General features: G+C 73.9%; 15 protein-coding genes. 4 read left to right on the top strand and 11 right to left on the bottom strand.

Going from position 1 to position 13426, the window contains the following annotated elements; all coding sequences use genetic code 11:
- Positions 1-32 precede the first annotated feature (32 nt).
- Together OIE75_RS08470 and OIE75_RS08475 are read left to right on the top strand one after the other, a co-directional pair.
- Positions 33-1820, top strand: a complete 1788-nt coding sequence (locus tag OIE75_RS08470; protein ID WP_329470199.1) for a glycoside hydrolase family 15 protein — start codon at positions 33-35, stop codon at positions 1818-1820.
- Positions 1821-1824: 4 nt separating this feature from the next.
- Positions 1825-2580, top strand: coding sequence for an SDR family oxidoreductase (locus tag OIE75_RS08475; RefSeq protein ID WP_329470200.1), 756 nt, complete (start codon positions 1825-1827; stop codon positions 2578-2580).
- 65 nt (positions 2581-2645) lie between these two features.
- On the opposite strand, the gene amaP is transcribed toward OIE75_RS08475, so the two are convergent.
- Genes amaP through OIE75_RS08500 form a run of 5 tightly spaced genes read right to left on the bottom strand, consistent with a single transcriptional unit; the run spans position 2646 to position 4982 of the window.
- A complete protein-coding gene (gene amaP / locus OIE75_RS08480) occupies positions 2646-3233 on the bottom strand; it encodes an alkaline shock response membrane anchor protein AmaP (protein ID WP_307011035.1) in 588 nt (195 codons plus the stop codon).
- The gene (locus OIE75_RS08485; RefSeq protein ID WP_329470201.1) at positions 3230-3901 is read right to left on the bottom strand and encodes a DUF6286 domain-containing protein; all 672 of its coding nucleotides are present in this window, start codon (positions 3899-3901) and stop codon (positions 3230-3232) included. Before OIE75_RS08485 ends, amaP begins: the two co-directional genes overlap by 4 nt.
- Positions 3898-4281, bottom strand: coding sequence for a hypothetical protein (locus OIE75_RS08490; RefSeq protein ID WP_329470202.1), 384 nt, complete (start codon positions 4279-4281; stop codon positions 3898-3900). The genes OIE75_RS08485 and OIE75_RS08490 overlap by 4 nt, the downstream gene beginning before the upstream one ends.
- Positions 4278-4463, bottom strand: a complete 186-nt coding sequence (locus OIE75_RS08495) for a hypothetical protein (RefSeq protein ID WP_307011040.1) — start codon at positions 4461-4463, stop codon at positions 4278-4280. Before OIE75_RS08495 ends, OIE75_RS08490 begins: the two co-directional genes overlap by 4 nt.
- Before the next feature lie 39 nt (positions 4464-4502).
- Positions 4503-4982, bottom strand: coding sequence for an Asp23/Gls24 family envelope stress response protein (locus tag OIE75_RS08500; protein WP_329470204.1), 480 nt, complete (start codon positions 4980-4982; stop codon positions 4503-4505).
- Between the two features lie 88 nt (positions 4983-5070).
- On the opposite strand from OIE75_RS08500, the gene OIE75_RS08505 reads away from it, so the two are divergent.
- Entirely contained in the window at positions 5071-5838 is a 768-nt protein-coding gene (locus OIE75_RS08505; protein WP_329470205.1) for a nucleopolyhedrovirus P10 family protein, read from the top strand.
- A 35-nt stretch (positions 5839-5873) separates the two neighbouring features.
- On the opposite strand, the gene OIE75_RS08510 is transcribed toward OIE75_RS08505, so the two are convergent.
- The 3 genes from OIE75_RS08510 to OIE75_RS08520 all read right to left on the bottom strand — a co-directional run bounded on the left by OIE75_RS08510 (position 5874) and on the right by OIE75_RS08520 (position 8989).
- Positions 5874-6677, bottom strand: a complete 804-nt coding sequence (locus tag OIE75_RS08510; RefSeq protein WP_329470206.1) for an enoyl-CoA hydratase/isomerase family protein — start codon at positions 6675-6677, stop codon at positions 5874-5876.
- A 157-nt stretch (positions 6678-6834) separates the two neighbouring features.
- A complete protein-coding gene (locus OIE75_RS08515) occupies positions 6835-7056 on the bottom strand; it encodes a helix-turn-helix domain-containing protein (RefSeq protein WP_053128672.1) in 222 nt (73 codons plus the stop codon).
- Positions 7057-7390: 334 nt separating this feature from the next.
- Positions 7391-8989: an ABC-F family ATP-binding cassette domain-containing protein gene (locus OIE75_RS08520; RefSeq protein WP_122614784.1), complete on the bottom strand. Its 1599-nt coding sequence runs from the start codon at positions 8987-8989 to the stop codon at positions 7391-7393.
- Positions 8990-9201: 212 nt separating this feature from the next.
- Between OIE75_RS08520 and OIE75_RS08525 the strand changes: the two genes are divergently transcribed.
- Positions 9202-9615: a VOC family protein gene (locus OIE75_RS08525; RefSeq protein WP_329470207.1), complete on the top strand. Its 414-nt coding sequence runs from the start codon at positions 9202-9204 to the stop codon at positions 9613-9615.
- 28 nt (positions 9616-9643) lie between these two features.
- On the opposite strand, the gene OIE75_RS08530 is transcribed toward OIE75_RS08525, so the two are convergent.
- The 3 genes from OIE75_RS08530 to OIE75_RS08540 form a co-directional block, all read right to left on the bottom strand.
- Positions 9644-11053, bottom strand: a complete 1410-nt coding sequence (locus tag OIE75_RS08530) for a hypothetical protein (protein WP_329470209.1) — start codon at positions 11051-11053, stop codon at positions 9644-9646.
- Positions 11054-11221: 168 nt separating this feature from the next.
- Complete coding sequence (locus OIE75_RS08535; protein ID WP_329470210.1) at positions 11222-12349, bottom strand: alpha/beta hydrolase; 1128 nt, start codon at positions 12347-12349, stop codon at positions 11222-11224.
- A gap of 194 nt (positions 12350-12543) precedes the next feature.
- On the bottom strand, positions 12544-13221 hold the full coding sequence (locus OIE75_RS08540) for a class II aldolase/adducin family protein (protein ID WP_307011051.1): 678 nt from the start codon (positions 13219-13221) through the stop codon (positions 12544-12546).
- Positions 13222-13426 lie beyond the last annotated feature (205 nt).

Genomic DNA, 13426 nt, shown 5'->3' on the forward strand with positions numbered 1-13426 from the left:
TTGCGCCCCTCCCGGTCGGGAAGACGATTCCCGTGCACACCGACATCGAGGACTACGCGCTCATCGGCGACCAGCAGACCGCCGCCCTGGTCTCCACGGACGGCTCCGTGGACTGGCTCTGCCTCCCCCGCTTCGACTCCGCGGCCTGCTTCGCCAGGATCCTGGGCGACGAGGACAACGGCCACTGGCGCATCGCCCCCAAGGGCGCCGAGCGCTGCACCCGGCGGGCCTACCGGCCGGACACCCTCGTCCTCGACACCGAGTGGGAGACCGAGGACGGTTCGGTCCGGGTCACCGACCTGATGCCCCAGCGGGACCGCGCCCCGGACCTGGTCCGTGTCGTGGAGGGCCTGAGCGGCGAGGTCACGCTGCACAGCGTGCTCCGGCTGCGCTTCGACTACGGCTCGGTCGTCCCGTGGGTGCGCAGGTCCGACGGGCACCGGGTGGCCGTCGCCGGGCCGGACTCGGCGTGGCTGCGCAGCGAACCCGAGGTGCGCAGCTGGGGCGAGGACTTCGGAACGCACTCGGAGTTCACGGTCGCCGCGGGCGAGAAGGTCGCGTTCGTGCTGACCTGGCACCCCTCGCACGAACCGCGTCCGCCGCTGATCGACCCGTTCGTCGCGCTGGAGCACAGTGTCGAGGACTGGCGGGAGTGGGCCGCGCGATGCCGCTACGACGGTCCGCACCGGGACGCCGTGGTCCGCTCCCTGATCACGCTGAAAGCACTCACCTACCAGCCCACCGGCGGCATCGTGGCCGCCCCCACCACCTCGCTGCCCGAGGAACCGGGCGGCGTGCGCAACTGGGACTACCGCTTCTGCTGGCTGCGCGACTCCACGCTCACCCTGGGCGCCCTGCTGTCGGCCGGGTACCTGGAGGAGGCCGAGGCATGGCGCGACTGGCTGCTGCGCGCGGTCGCGGGCAGCCCGGACGACCTCCAGATCATGTACGGCCTCGCGGGCGAGCGGCGGCTGCCGGAGTTCGAGCTGCCGTGGCTGCCCGGCTTCGGCGGGGCCGCCCCCGTACGGATCGGCAACGACGCGGTGAACCAGCTCCAGTTGGACGTGTACGGCGAGGTCATGGACTCCCTGTCGCTGGCCCGGCAATCGGGCATGCACCCGCGGCCGCAGATGTGGGAGCTGCAGTGCGCCCTGATGGACTTCCTGGCCACCGCGTGGCGGGAGCCCGACGAGGGGCTCTGGGAGGTGCGCGGCGGACGTCGGCAGTTCGTGCACTCGAAGGTGATGACGTGGGTGGCCCTGGACCGGGCGGTGCGCACGCTGGAGGACCATCCCGAGCTGGGCGGCGGTGACCTGGAGGGCTGGCGCGCGCTGCGCGAGGAGGTGCACCGCGAGGTGTGCGAGAAGGGGTACGACCCGGAGCGGAACACCTTCACCCAGTCCTACGGCTCGCGGGAGCTGGACGCCTCGCTGCTGCTGATGCCGCGCGTGGGCTTCCTGCCCGCGGACGACCCGCGGGTGGTCGGTACGGTCGACGCGATCGGCGCGGAGCTGACCCGGGACGGCCTGGTGCGCCGCTACAGCACCGAGGGGGAGCCCGTCGACGGGCTGCCGGGCAGCGAGGGGACGTTCCTCGTGTGCTCCTTCTGGTACGCGGACGCGCTGCACGCGATCGGCCGGACGAAGGAGGCACGGAAACTGTTCGAGCGGCTGGTGGCGCTCACCAACGACGTGGGGCTGCTGGCCGAGGAGTACGACCCTGCGGCCGGACGTCAGCTCGGCAACTTCCCGCAGGCGTTCAGTCACGTCGGTCTGGTGAACACCGCCCTCGCCCTGTTCGGGGAGGAAGGGGCAGGATAGGACCATGGATCTTGGACTGAAGGACCGGGTGTACGTCGTCACGGGAGCCACCCGGGGCCTGGGCAACGCCGCCGCGCGCGAACTGGTCGCCGACGGGGCGAAGGTGGTCGTCACCGGGCGGGACGAGCAGAGCGTCGCCCAGGCCGCGGCCGCGCTGGGCCCGGACGTGGTGGGCGTGGCCGTGGACAACGCGGACCCGCAGGCACCCGAGCGGCTGATCGCGACCGCGCGTGAGCGCTTCGGCCGCTTCGACGGCGTACTGATCAGCGTGGGCGGGCCGCCGCCCGGCTTCGTCGCCGACAACACGGACGACCAGTGGCAGGCGGCCTTCGAGGCGGTGTTCCTCGGCGCGGTGCGGCTGGCCCGGGGTGCGGCGGCCGAATTGGAGGAGGACGGGGTGGTCGGGTTCGTGCTGTCGGGCTCGGTGTACGAGCCGATCCCGGGCCTGACCATCTCCAACGGCCTGCGGCCGGGGCTGGCCGGCTTCGCCAAGTCCCTCGCCGACGAGCTGGGCCCGCGCGGCATCCGCGTCGTCGGCCTGCTGCCGGGCCGCGTCGACACCGACCGCGTACGCGAGCTGGACGGGCTGTCCGCCGACCCGGAGGCGACCAGGGCGGCCGCCGAGTCCCGCATCCCCCTGCGCCGCTACGGCACCCCGGAGGAGTTCGGCCGCACGGCGGCGTTCCTGCTGTCCCCGGCGGCGTCGTACCTCACCGGCGTGATGCTGCCGGTGGACGGCGGGGTGCGGCACGGGTTCTGACGGCACCGGTTCTAGCAGCACCGGTTCTGTCGGCAACGGTTCCGGCGGCACGCCGGACGCGTCGGTCAGCTGACGCGTTCGGCGTGGTGCTTGACGCCGCGGAGCTGGACCTCCGCCGGGAGGGACGAGAGGCCGGCCGAGTCCCGGGCGTGGGTCAGGGCCCCGGTGGTGAGGTCGTGCAGGGCGGTGCCGGGATCGACGTGGGGGGCCAGCAGCAGCCGGACGCGGGTCCTCGGGGCGTCGCGGCGTCCGGTGAGCCGGACCGCGGCCCGCTCCACCCCGTCCACCCGGTCCGCCTCCCCGGCGAGGACGCCCTCCAGCGCCCGGCCGCGCAGCGACGCGGCCTCGCCGTCCCCGGTGTCGACGAGGACCTCGGAGAGCCGGCGGCGGCGCAGAACCGCGACCAGCCACCACAGGGCGAGCAGCAACAGCACGGCGAGCGCCGCGATGACGACCGGCCACCACCAGCCGGCGTCCCGCCATCGGGTCCGCTCGGCGGTACTGAGCAGCACGTCGTGCGGCCCCTGGTGGACCCACCAGGAGGGCGCGGGGAGGTCGAACCCGACGGCGAGCACGGCGCCGCCGAGGGCGAGCAGGACCAGGCCCACGAGGCCGGTCAGCACACGGTCGACGGTCCTGAGCACCTGCCTCACCCCTTCCGGCCGGGACGCGCCACCCGCAGGGACACGGCAGGCGGCCGGGCCAGGCCGAGACCGCGCACCGCGTCCTCGAGCACGCCGTCCAGATCGGCCCGTACGTCGTCCAGTTCACGGAAGTGCGACAGCGCGCGCACACGTGCCTTGCGGCGGCGCATCCGCACCCGGGCCGACTGCACCCCGGCGACCTCCATGGCCCGGTCGCGCAGCACGGTGGCGGCCGCGTCCCGGTGCAGCCCGGCGCGTACGTCCGGGTGGGTGCGCCGCATCGGCAGCACCCTGCGCAGGCCGGGGGTGAGCGCCAGCAGCAGGAGCCAGAGCCCGAGGGCCGCGGCGACTCCCGCGCCGACCAGCACCCACGTGTCGTCCAGGGGGCGCTCCGCGAGCTGCCGGGCCAGGTCGCGGCGCCAGCCGAGGGCGTCGCGGCCGGTACGGACGGCGACGACGTCGTAGAGGAAGGCCCCCGCGACGAGCAGGACCAGGAGGGCGACGATGCCGGCGGGGACGCGGCGCGCGGACCAGAAGCGGTGGGCCGTTCCGCTCTCCGGCACGTCGGGGACGTGCTTCTCCATGGCGGGCGGACCGGGCCGCTCGGGGCCGGGTTCCACAACCGGCAGACGCCGGGTGCTGCCCTCGGCCGCCTCGGGGCCCTGGGACTCGCTCATCGCGTCCTCCCCCGCCTCGCGCCGTACTCCCGCGCCAGGTGCAGCCGCTCCACCTGGACGGCGACCTCCGGCACCGCCATGCCCACCAACGTCCTTACCCGCTGCACGACTTGGTGGCGCACCTGACCGCAGCGGGCGCCGATGTCGCACGGGTAGTCGAGTTCGAGGTGGACCCGGACGTGCGCGACGTCGTGGTGGACGGCCACGCTCGCGTGCGGGCGCGCTGCGTCCGGATGGAGCGGACCGACCGCCTCGCGGGCCGCCTGGGCGGCGACCTTGGCGACCACCCGGTCGGCGATCCGCGTGGCACCGCACTCGCCCGGTGCGACGGCCGCCGGGGACTCCAGGACCTCGCCGGCCCCACCGCTCACGCCGGTCACCGCCGTCGGTCGTCGCGGGTGCGGAAGAAGTCACCGAGTTCCAGGTCGCCCTCCAGAAGGCGGCCGACGACGAACCCGACCGCGCCCAGGGCCGCCACCAGCAGGAAGGCGCCGAATCCGCCGAAGTACCCGGCGAACCCCAGCGCCATGCCGGCGATCAGGCCGACCACGGCCATGCTCATGGTGCGCTCCCCTCGTTCACCGCTGCCTCGTCCTCCACGTCACTTGATCCGGGGCTCCGGCTCCTCGTCCTCCTCGTCGGGCAGCTTCACATCGCTGACGGCGATGTTGACCTCGACGACCTCGAGACCGGTCATCCGCTCCACCGCGGCCACCACGTTCTCCCGCACGTCCCGGGCCACGTCCGAGATCGACACGCCGTACTCGACGACGATCTCCAGGTCGAGGGCGGTCTGCTTCTCCCCGACCTCGGCCTTCACTCCCCGTGTCACACCGGACTTGGTCCCGCCGGGCACCCGGTCGCGCACGGCGCCGAAGGTGCGCGACATGCCGCTGCCCATGGCGTGCACACCGGCGACGTCCCGTGCCGCCATTCCGGTGATCTTCTCGACGACGCCGTCGGCGATGGTGGTCCGTCCCCGGCTCCCGGGGGCTCCACCACCGCGTCGGATCTGGCCCTTGCCGGTACTCGGACTGTCGATCGTTTCCTGCCCGGTCCGGTGGCTCTCCATGTCGGTCATGGCCGTACGTCCCTTCCGGTCGTAGTCCCCGTGACCACGGTAGGCGTGGTGGGGACTCCGCGCGCCACGGATACGGCAGGCTGGAGCAATGACGACGGCGGACCGGTGGACGCGCACGATGCGGGAGCGGTTGGGGCTCGGCAGGCTGCTGCCGCTGGGTGAGCCCCGGGACGGGGCGTGGATCGCTGAGCGCGCGGCACGGGAGGTGCTGCTGACGGCGGCCGGCTGCGTCGCCGGGGTACGGCCCGGCGGTCTGCGCATCGGGCTCGCCAGCCCGGAGGACACCCGGGAGCCCGCCGTACCGCCGCCGCCGGGCGCCCTGCCGCCTGGACCGCTGCGGGTGACGGCCGACTTCACGGCGACCATGGACGGCGCGCCGGCCGCCGCGGAGCCGCTGCCGGCGAGGGCCGCGCGGCTGCGGGCGGCGCTGACGGAGGCGGCGGCCGACGGGCTCGGCCTCGCGGTGACGGACGTGGACCTGAAGGCGACGGGCCTGTGGGACGCGGCCACGGACACGGCCCCCGAGCGGGAGCCTCCCGGGTCTCGGCCGGACGGGGGAACGGAGCCGGGAACCGCCGGCGCCGACGACGAGGGGCCCGGGGACGAAGGCCGCGTCGCCCGGGCCGCGCTGGGGGTGCCGGGTGTGGTCCGGCTGACCGGCGTACTGGGCCGTCCGGTCCACGTGACGGAGCCGCCGGCGGGCGAGGGTGCGCTGCCGCGCCGCCATGTCCGGCTGGAGCTGGCGGTGGCGGCGGACCACCGGGCCGTGGAGGTGGCCCGGCGGGTCCGTGCGGCGGTGTCCGAGGCGCTGCCCGACCGTCCGTCGGTGGCGGTGGTGGTGACGGCGGTCGGCTGAGGCACGGGGCCGACCGCGCGCCGCGCCCCGTCCGACTACTCCCCGAGCCCCGCCAGGTCGCGCAGGCGGCGTGCCTGGGCGGCCCGCTCCGCGGTGCGCTGGGTCTCGTAGTCGCGGTGCTGGGCGCCCTGGAGGAGGACCTTGGTCTCGACGACCGCGTCGCGGGGCGCGGCGAGGACCGCCGCCACCAGGTCGTGCACGGCGCCGTCGAGCTGGTCCGCGGGTACGGCCAGGTTGGCCAGGCCGCTGTTCACGGCCTCCTCGGCCATGACGAAGCGCCCGGTCGCGCAGATCTCCAGCGCGCGGGCGTAGCCGACGAGGGACACCAAGGGGTGCGTGCCGGTCAGGTCCGGCACCAGGCCCAGGCTGGTCTCGCGCATGGCGAACTGCACGTCGTCGGCGACGACCCGCAGGTCACAGGCGAGGGCCAGCTGAAAGCCCGCCCCGATGGCGTGCCCCTGCACGGCCGCGACGGACAGGATGTCGCCGCGCCGCCACCAGGTGAATCCCTCCTGGTACTCGGCGATGGCGTCATCCAGCTCGGCGTCGCCGCCCCGCGCGAGGTCGATGAACGACGGTTCGCCGTCGAAGCCCTCGGGCGTGAACGCCTGCCGGTCGAGCCCGGCCGAGAAGGACTTGCCCTCGGCCCGCAGCACCACGGCCCGGACGGAACCGGGCAGCAGCCGGCCGGCCTCGGCGAGCGCCCGCCACAGAGCGGGGCTCTGCGCGTTGCGCTTGGCGGGGTTGGTCAGCGTCACCGTGGCGATCGCGTCGTCGACGGTGAGCCGCACGCCGTCCCGGTCGAGTGCGGGACCGGTGTCGTGGGCGGGCGAAGCCATGGGGCGCCTCCGAAAGGTGCGGTCGTCGTCCCCGCCGTACGCAGGCCCGGAGGCCGTGTGACGTCGGAGCTAAGTGACTGCACAGTAACCACCCGGACGGTCGGACGACCGACCGGGTGACCACCTTCACTATCGGAGCCGAGGAGCCACCGGGATGTCAGGCCGTTGTGGCCTTTTTGCCCCGGGTAGCCCCGCCACGCCCTCGGAGCGTGACGCCCGACTCGCTGAGCATGCGGTGCACAAAGCCATACGAGCGGCCGGTTTCCTCGGCCAACGCCCGGATGCTCGCACCGGCGTCGTACTTCTTCTTCAGGTCTGCCGCGAGCTTGTCGCGCGCGGCGCCGGTAACCCGGCTGCCCTTCTTCAGAGTCTCGGCCACCCGTGCCTCCTCAAGGAAGTGCGCTCTGGTCTCCTCATGATCACCCCTTCCGCGCCTCCTGGCCACCCATTCGGCAAGGTCGATGAGTCAAGGATGTGACGACAGGAGCGTGTCCCCACATGTGGAATATGGAATTCCAGAGTTTCGCGCCCGTACCGCCGAACGGGTTTCCGCGCGTAATTCCAGGTCAGAAAGGCGTCGCGGCCGGACCCCCGGCGATGGGGGGTCCGGCCGCGAATTGGATGTAGGACGCACCTCTTGATGAGGAGATCTCACACAGATGGTGGATCACGACTCGGCCGAATGATCCATACTCAGTGGATCATCCTTTCGATCAAGCCAGGGCGACGAGATCCGCGTAGTCGGCGCCCCACAGGTCCTCGACGCCGTCCGGAAGCAGAATGATCCGTTCCGGCTGGAGGGCGTCGACGGCGCCCTCGTCGTGGGTGACCAGGACGACCGCGCCCTTGTAGGTGCGCAGCGCGCCGAGGATCTCCTCGCGGCTGGCCGGGTCGAGGTTGTTGGTGGGCTCGTCGAGGAGCAGCACGTTCGCCGAGGACACCACGAGGGTGGCCAGCGCGAGCCGGGTCTTCTCGCCGCCGGACAGGACGCCGGCGGGCTTGTCCACGTCGTCACCGGAGAACAGGAACGAACCCAGCGTCTTGCGGACCTCGACCAGGTCGAGGTCGGGGTTGGCGGAGCGCATGTTCTCCAGGACGGTGCGCTCGGGGTCGAGGGTCTCGTGCTCCTGGGCGTAGTAGCCGAGCTTGAGGCCGTGGCCCTCGACGACCTGGCCGGTGTCGGGCTTCTCGACGCCGCCGAGGAGCCTGAGCAGCGTGGTCTTGCCGGCGCCGTTGAGGCCGAGGATGACGACCCGGGAGCCCTTGTCGATGGCCAGGTCGACGTCGGTGAAGATCTCGAGGGAGCCGTACGACTTCGAGAGGCCCTCGGCGGTCAGCGGGGTCTTGCCGCAGGGCGCCGGCTCGGGGAAGCGGAGCTTGGCGACCTTGTCGGACTTCCGCTCGGCCTCCAGACCGGCCAGCAGCTTGTCCGCCCGGCGGGCCATGTTCTGCGCGGCGACGGTCTTGGTGGCCTTGGCGCGCATCTTGTCGGCCTGCGAATGCAGGGCGGACGCCTTCTTCTCCGCGTTCTGCCGCTCGCGCTTGCGGCGCTTCTCGTCGGCCTCGCGCTGCTGCTGGTAGAGCTTCCAGCCCATGTTGTAGACATCGATCTGGGAGCGGTTGGCGTCCAGGTAGAACACCTTGTTGACGACCGTCTCGACCAGGTCGACGTCGTGGGAGATCACGATGAAGCCGCCGCGGTAGGTCTTCAGGTAGTCGCGCAGCCAGACGATCGAGTCGGCGTCGAGGTGGTTGGTCGGCTCGTCGAGCAGCAGGGTGTCGGCGTCCGAGAACAGGATCCGGGCCAGCTCGATCCGGCGGCGCTGACCGCCGGAGAGGGTGTGCAGGGGCTGGCCGAGGACCCGGTCGGGCAGGTTGAGCGCGGCGGCGATGGTGGCGGCCTCGGCCTCGGCGGCGTATCCGCCCTTGGTGAGGAACTCGGTCTCCTGGCGCTCGTACTGCCTGAGCGCCTTCTCGCGAGTGGCGCCCTGGCCGTTGGCGATGCGCTGCTCGTTCTCCCGCATCTTGCGGATCAGTACGTCGAGGCCGCGGGCGGAGAGGACGCGGTCGCGGGCGAGCACGTCGAGGTCGCCGGTGCGCGGGTCCTGCGGGAGGTAGCCGACCTCGCCGGAGCGGGTGACGGCGCCGGCGGCGGGCTGGCCCTCGCCGGCGAGCACCTTGGTGAGGGTGGTCTTGCCGGCGCCGTTGCGGCCGACCAGGCCGATGCGGTCGCCCTTGGCGATCCGGAAGGTGGCGCTTTCGATGAGGACGCGGGCACCGGCGCGCAGCTCGATGCCGGAGGCGGAGATCACGGTCAGACTCCTGGGGCGGGTGGGGGCGGGATGGGCGGCTGAGGACGTTTCCCGCCGTCTAATGCGCGAGGAGAATGGCCATGGGGGCCAGTCTAACGGGGCGGTGCAACCCCTTTTCCCCGGTTCCGGTGTCAGTGGGCGGTGCCAGACTGGACACATGGGGCCGGTCCCAGGTCCGGCGCCGTCCACCGGCTCACGAGGGAGTGATCGGCATGGCAGGCACCGACGGCGGGCGCCCGAGCATCTTTCCGACGCTGCTGTACACGGACGCCAAGGCGGCGGTCCGGCAGCTCACCGAGGCCTTCGGCTTCAGGGAGCTGGCGGTGTACGAGGGCGAGGACGGCACGGTGGCCCACGCCGAGCTGGCCCAGGGCAACGGCGCGGTCATGCTCGGCTCCAAGGGCACGGGCAGCCGCTTCGACGAGGCGATGAAGAACTCCGGCACGACGGGGGTGTACGTCGTCGTGGAGGACGTCGACGCCCATCACCGGCAGGCCGTGGAGCACGGCGCGGAGATCCTGATGCCCCCGACGGACCAGGACTACGGTTCGCGCGACTACATGGCCCGTGACCTGGAGGGCAACATCTGGAGCTTCGGGACGTACGCGCCGGAGGTGGGCGGCTAGACCCCGTCGGCCGCGCACGCCCCGTCGGTCAGCTGCCGCCGGTGTGGACCTGGAAGGCGGCCCGGCGTACGGCCTTGGCCAGGGCGGGGTCGGGATGGGCGGCGGCGAGGGCCACCAGGACCTGCACGGTGCGGGGGTGGCCGACCGCGCGGACCTCGTCGAGCAGCGCCGGGACGGTGAACTGGACCGCCGCCTCCAGGTGCCGGACGAGCAGCGGTGCCTCCCCGTGGTCGGCGACGGCGGCCGCGGTGTCCACCCAGAGCCAGGTCGCCTCCCGGCGGGTGAGGACCTCGTGGGCGTCCTCGGGGTCGGCGCCGTCGTGCTCGGCCAGCCACAGCAGGGCGTACGGACGCAGCGTCGGCTCGTCGACCACGCCGCGCACATCGGGCTCGGCGGGGGCGCCGACGACCCGCAGCGCGTCGAACGCGAGGCCGCGCAGCAGGGCGTCCTCGCCGCGCGCGGCGGCGAGCAGCTCGGCGACGGCGCTGCCGACGGGCCGGGCGGCGAGCCAGGCGCGGTACTCGGCGCGGGCGGCGTTGGGCCGGAGCTGGGCGCAGCCGCGGAGCATGTCCTCGGCCGGCTGCTCGATGTTCCCGGCGGGGCTCTGGGCGGCCACGCAGATCTGCTCCAGCTTGACCCAGACCGCCCAGTTGCCGAGCGGGGTGAGCGTGGCCTGTCCGTCGCCGCAGGTGAGGGCGCCCACGGAGGCGAGGGCGTGCAGGGCCCAGTCCAGGAGCGGGGCGAGCGGGGTGTCGGCGGTGACGTCCGGGGCCGGCTGGGGGCCGGGCTCCAGGCGGGGGCCGTAGGGCACCTCGCAGCGTTCGGTGCGCAGCTCGGTGACGCGCTGCTCCAGCAGGTCCAGGAGCTGGTCCACGGGGACGGGCCCGGCGGAGAGCTGGAGGAAGGAGAGCACCTGGGGCATCGCGGAGACGACCTCGGCGACGGCGGCGGGCTCCTCGCCGGCGGGCTCGGGGTGGGCGAGCGACCAGGCGTCGAAGAGCGCGACCCAGCCGCGCAGCACCGCGCTGTCGTCGCGGTTCCAGGCGCGCAGCCGCCAGCCGGGGCGGGCGGTGTCGCCGTGCACCTCGATCAGTCCGGCGAGGCGGGCGGTGTCCCAGTCGGCACGGACCTGCGCGGCGGTCAGGCCCAGTTCGCGGGCCGCCTGGTCGGCGGTCGCGTCGGAGAGCGTGGCCTTGCCGTCGGCGGTGGCGCTGCCGCGGCCGGGGCCCAGCTCGGAGTCGGCCCAGCGGGCGACGCGGGCCGCGCCGGCCAGACCGGAACGCGCCATGCGGGCCAGCTCCGACCGGGCCGGTGTGCCCTCCGGGGGGCGCGGTGCGGGGCGGCGCGGACGCCGCTGGTTGATCGCTTGGGGGGCGGCGGCCAGGGGTCGTGGGCGGACGAGTCGAAGCCTGGAGTCGCGCGGGATACGGGACGTCACGGGTGCAGTCTTCCGGTTGACGGTCCGAAAACCCAAACGGAATGCCCCGACGGCCGCCGGGGAGGGCGGAGTCGGGGGTCGGGCGCGCTGCCCGGGCAGCGGATCAGGCCAGTGGTACGGCGCTAAACGGAACCGGAGGATCACACGCTGCGACGGCGCCGTGCCGGGTCACACCAGGGGTGTCATGAAGCGACGGAGCTTCTCTTCGTAATCGTCGGGGTCGGCGTTCCACATGGCGCCGTGCGGGGCGTCCCGGACGGTGTGCAGGGAGACCAGGCGCGGGTGGGTTTCGGCCAGCCGCCGGGAGAGCCGCCAGGGGGCCACCGTGTCGCCGGGGCCGTGGAAGATCAGCGTGGGGACGGCGGGGCGGTGCAGGCCCGCCGTGCCGATGTCGTGGTCGGCGTGCAGTCCGGCGCGGCCCTGGGCGGCGCGGACGGCGAGCGGCAGGAGCGGTCCGGGGGTGCGGCGGGCGGCGGCGAGGGCGCGCAGGGTGGTCTCCCAGCTGAGGACCGGGGAGTCCAGCACGAGCCCCGCGATGCGCCCGCGCACGCCGGAGAGGGCGGCCGTGCGCAGGGCCATGGTGGCGCCGGTGGACCAGCCGAGCAGGACGACCTGGCGGGCGCCGTGGTCGAGGGCGTAGCGGACGGCCGCGTCCAGGTCGCGCCACTCGGTCTCGCCGAAGTGGTGCAGCCCGTCGGGCGAGGGCGGCGCGCCGACGTCGCCGCGGTAGGCGAGGGCGAGCACCGGGACGCTGCGGTCGTGCAGGGGGGCCAGCAGGTTCAGGACGTGCTCGCGGGTGGCGGCCAGGCCGTGCACGGCGATGATCCAGGTCGGGCGGGCGCCGGGCACGAACCAGGCCGGGAGCGGGCCGAGTTCGCCCGGGATCCGGACCTCGGTGTGGTCGAGGTCGAGGGCGCTGCCCGGGTTGCCGACGTAGAGGTTCGGCGTGAACCAGGCACGGTCCCCGGCCTCCAGCGTGCCGTGCGTGACGCGTTCGAGGCGGCGTACGACGGTGTCGGCGCCGTGCTCGGCGGTGTCGAGGACCGGGCCGACGACGGCGTGGGAGCCGTCGCCCGCCAGCCCGTAGCGGCCGGGGCGGAGCGCGGCCAGGTCCCGGGTGAGGGTGATCCGGCCGGCCGCGGTGCCGTGCACGGTGAGCCGGGGTTCGGTGGGCAGCGGCCGGCCGGGGGGCGCCTTGAGCGCGGCGTCGCTGGCGAGCCGGCCGGCGGCGACGCTCGCTGCGCCGGCCGCCAGGGCTGCGGTGAGGGCGGCGGCCGTTGCTGTGACAGTGCGCATGGGGCCAGTCTCCTGGTGGAGTCCTCGGGCGGCCAGTGGGCGGTGGGCGGGGGGTGACGGCGCTCCGTCAGGGCGCCTTCCGCCTGTCCGCCGGGGCCGGGGAGCCATGGTGCGGTCCCGCTGCCGGTACCCCGGAACGGGCCGGGTACGCGCCGCGTCAGCCCGGCCGGCCGTGCCCCGGAGCCACCCGCCGGCTAGCCCGGCTGCCCGTACCCCTGGAGCCGCTCCGCCGCCTCCGCCAACTGCCCCGGTGTCAGGAGCGACGGGGTGCGGCCCGGGACCGAGGAGGCCGTCAGCCAGAGCCGGCACATCCACTCCAGCTGGGCGGTGCGGTCGTACGCCTGGTCGAGGGAGGTGCCGTAGGTGAGCGTGCCGTGGTTGCGCAGCAGGCAGCCGGTGCGGCCGGTGAGGGCGTCGAGCATTCCGCGGGCCAGTTCCTCGGTGCCGTAGGCGGCGTACGGCGCGACCCGGACGGGGCCGCCGAGCGCGGCGGCCATGTAGTGCACGGGCGGCAGTTCGGGCACCAGCAGCGAGACGGCCGTCGCGTGCACGGCGTGGGTGTGGACGACGGCGCGGGCGGTGTCGTCCGCGCGGTACACGGCGAGGTGCAGGGGCAGTTCGCTGGTGGGGACGAGGGTGCCGAGCACCTGCCGTCCGTCGAGGGCGACGGCGGTCACGTCGTCCGGGGTCAGACGGTCGTACGGCACACCCGAAGGGCTGACGAGGACCGTGTCGCCGACGCGCACCGAGACATTGCCGGAGGTACCGACCACGAGCCCGTCCGCGACCGTGCGCCGGGCCGCCGCGACGAGGTCCGTCCAGGCCCGCTCCTCGTCCGGGCCGGCGGCCCCTCCGACCCGCGAATACGTCACAGTCACCGTCTCCTCACGAGTGCTTCCGTGCCTCTCCCGGCACGTCGCCGGCCGGTCTGGCGGTGATCCTGCCAGGGGCGTCTCCGGAGAGCACCGGGACGGCCACGCAGAGGGAGGCGGCGACGCCGCTTCCGGTCACCGTGACGCCCTGTCCAGTTCATCTTCCGTTCACCATGGTTACCTACGTTCGTCCAGCCAATGACCT

The organism is Streptomyces sp. NBC_01723 (assembly GCF_036246005.1).
Classification (GTDB): domain Bacteria; phylum Actinomycetota; class Actinomycetes; order Streptomycetales; family Streptomycetaceae; genus Streptomyces.

Excerpts from the sequence above, each read along its gene's own strand:
- OIE75_RS08510 (WP_329470206.1), bottom strand. The coding sequence starts at position 6,677 with ATGGCTTCGCCCGCCCACGACACCGGTCCCGCACTCGACCGGGACGGC.
- OIE75_RS08505 (WP_329470205.1), top strand. The coding sequence starts at position 5,071 with ATGACGACGGCGGACCGGTGGACGCGCACGATGCGGGAGCGGTTGGGG.
- OIE75_RS08535 (WP_329470210.1), bottom strand. The coding sequence starts at position 12,349 with ATGCGCACTGTCACAGCAACGGCCGCCGCCCTCACCGCAGCCCTGGCG.
- OIE75_RS08485 (WP_329470201.1), bottom strand. The coding sequence starts at position 3,901 with ATGAGCGAGTCCCAGGGCCCCGAGGCGGCCGAGGGCAGCACCCGGCGT.
- OIE75_RS08500 (WP_329470204.1), bottom strand. The coding sequence starts at position 4,982 with ATGACCGACATGGAGAGCCACCGGACCGGGCAGGAAACGATCGACAGT.
- OIE75_RS08495 (WP_307011040.1), bottom strand. The coding sequence starts at position 4,463 with ATGAGCATGGCCGTGGTCGGCCTGATCGCCGGCATGGCGCTGGGGTTC.
- OIE75_RS08475 (WP_329470200.1), top strand. The coding sequence starts at position 1,825 with ATGGATCTTGGACTGAAGGACCGGGTGTACGTCGTCACGGGAGCCACC.
- OIE75_RS08525 (WP_329470207.1), top strand. The coding sequence starts at position 9,202 with ATGGCAGGCACCGACGGCGGGCGCCCGAGCATCTTTCCGACGCTGCTG.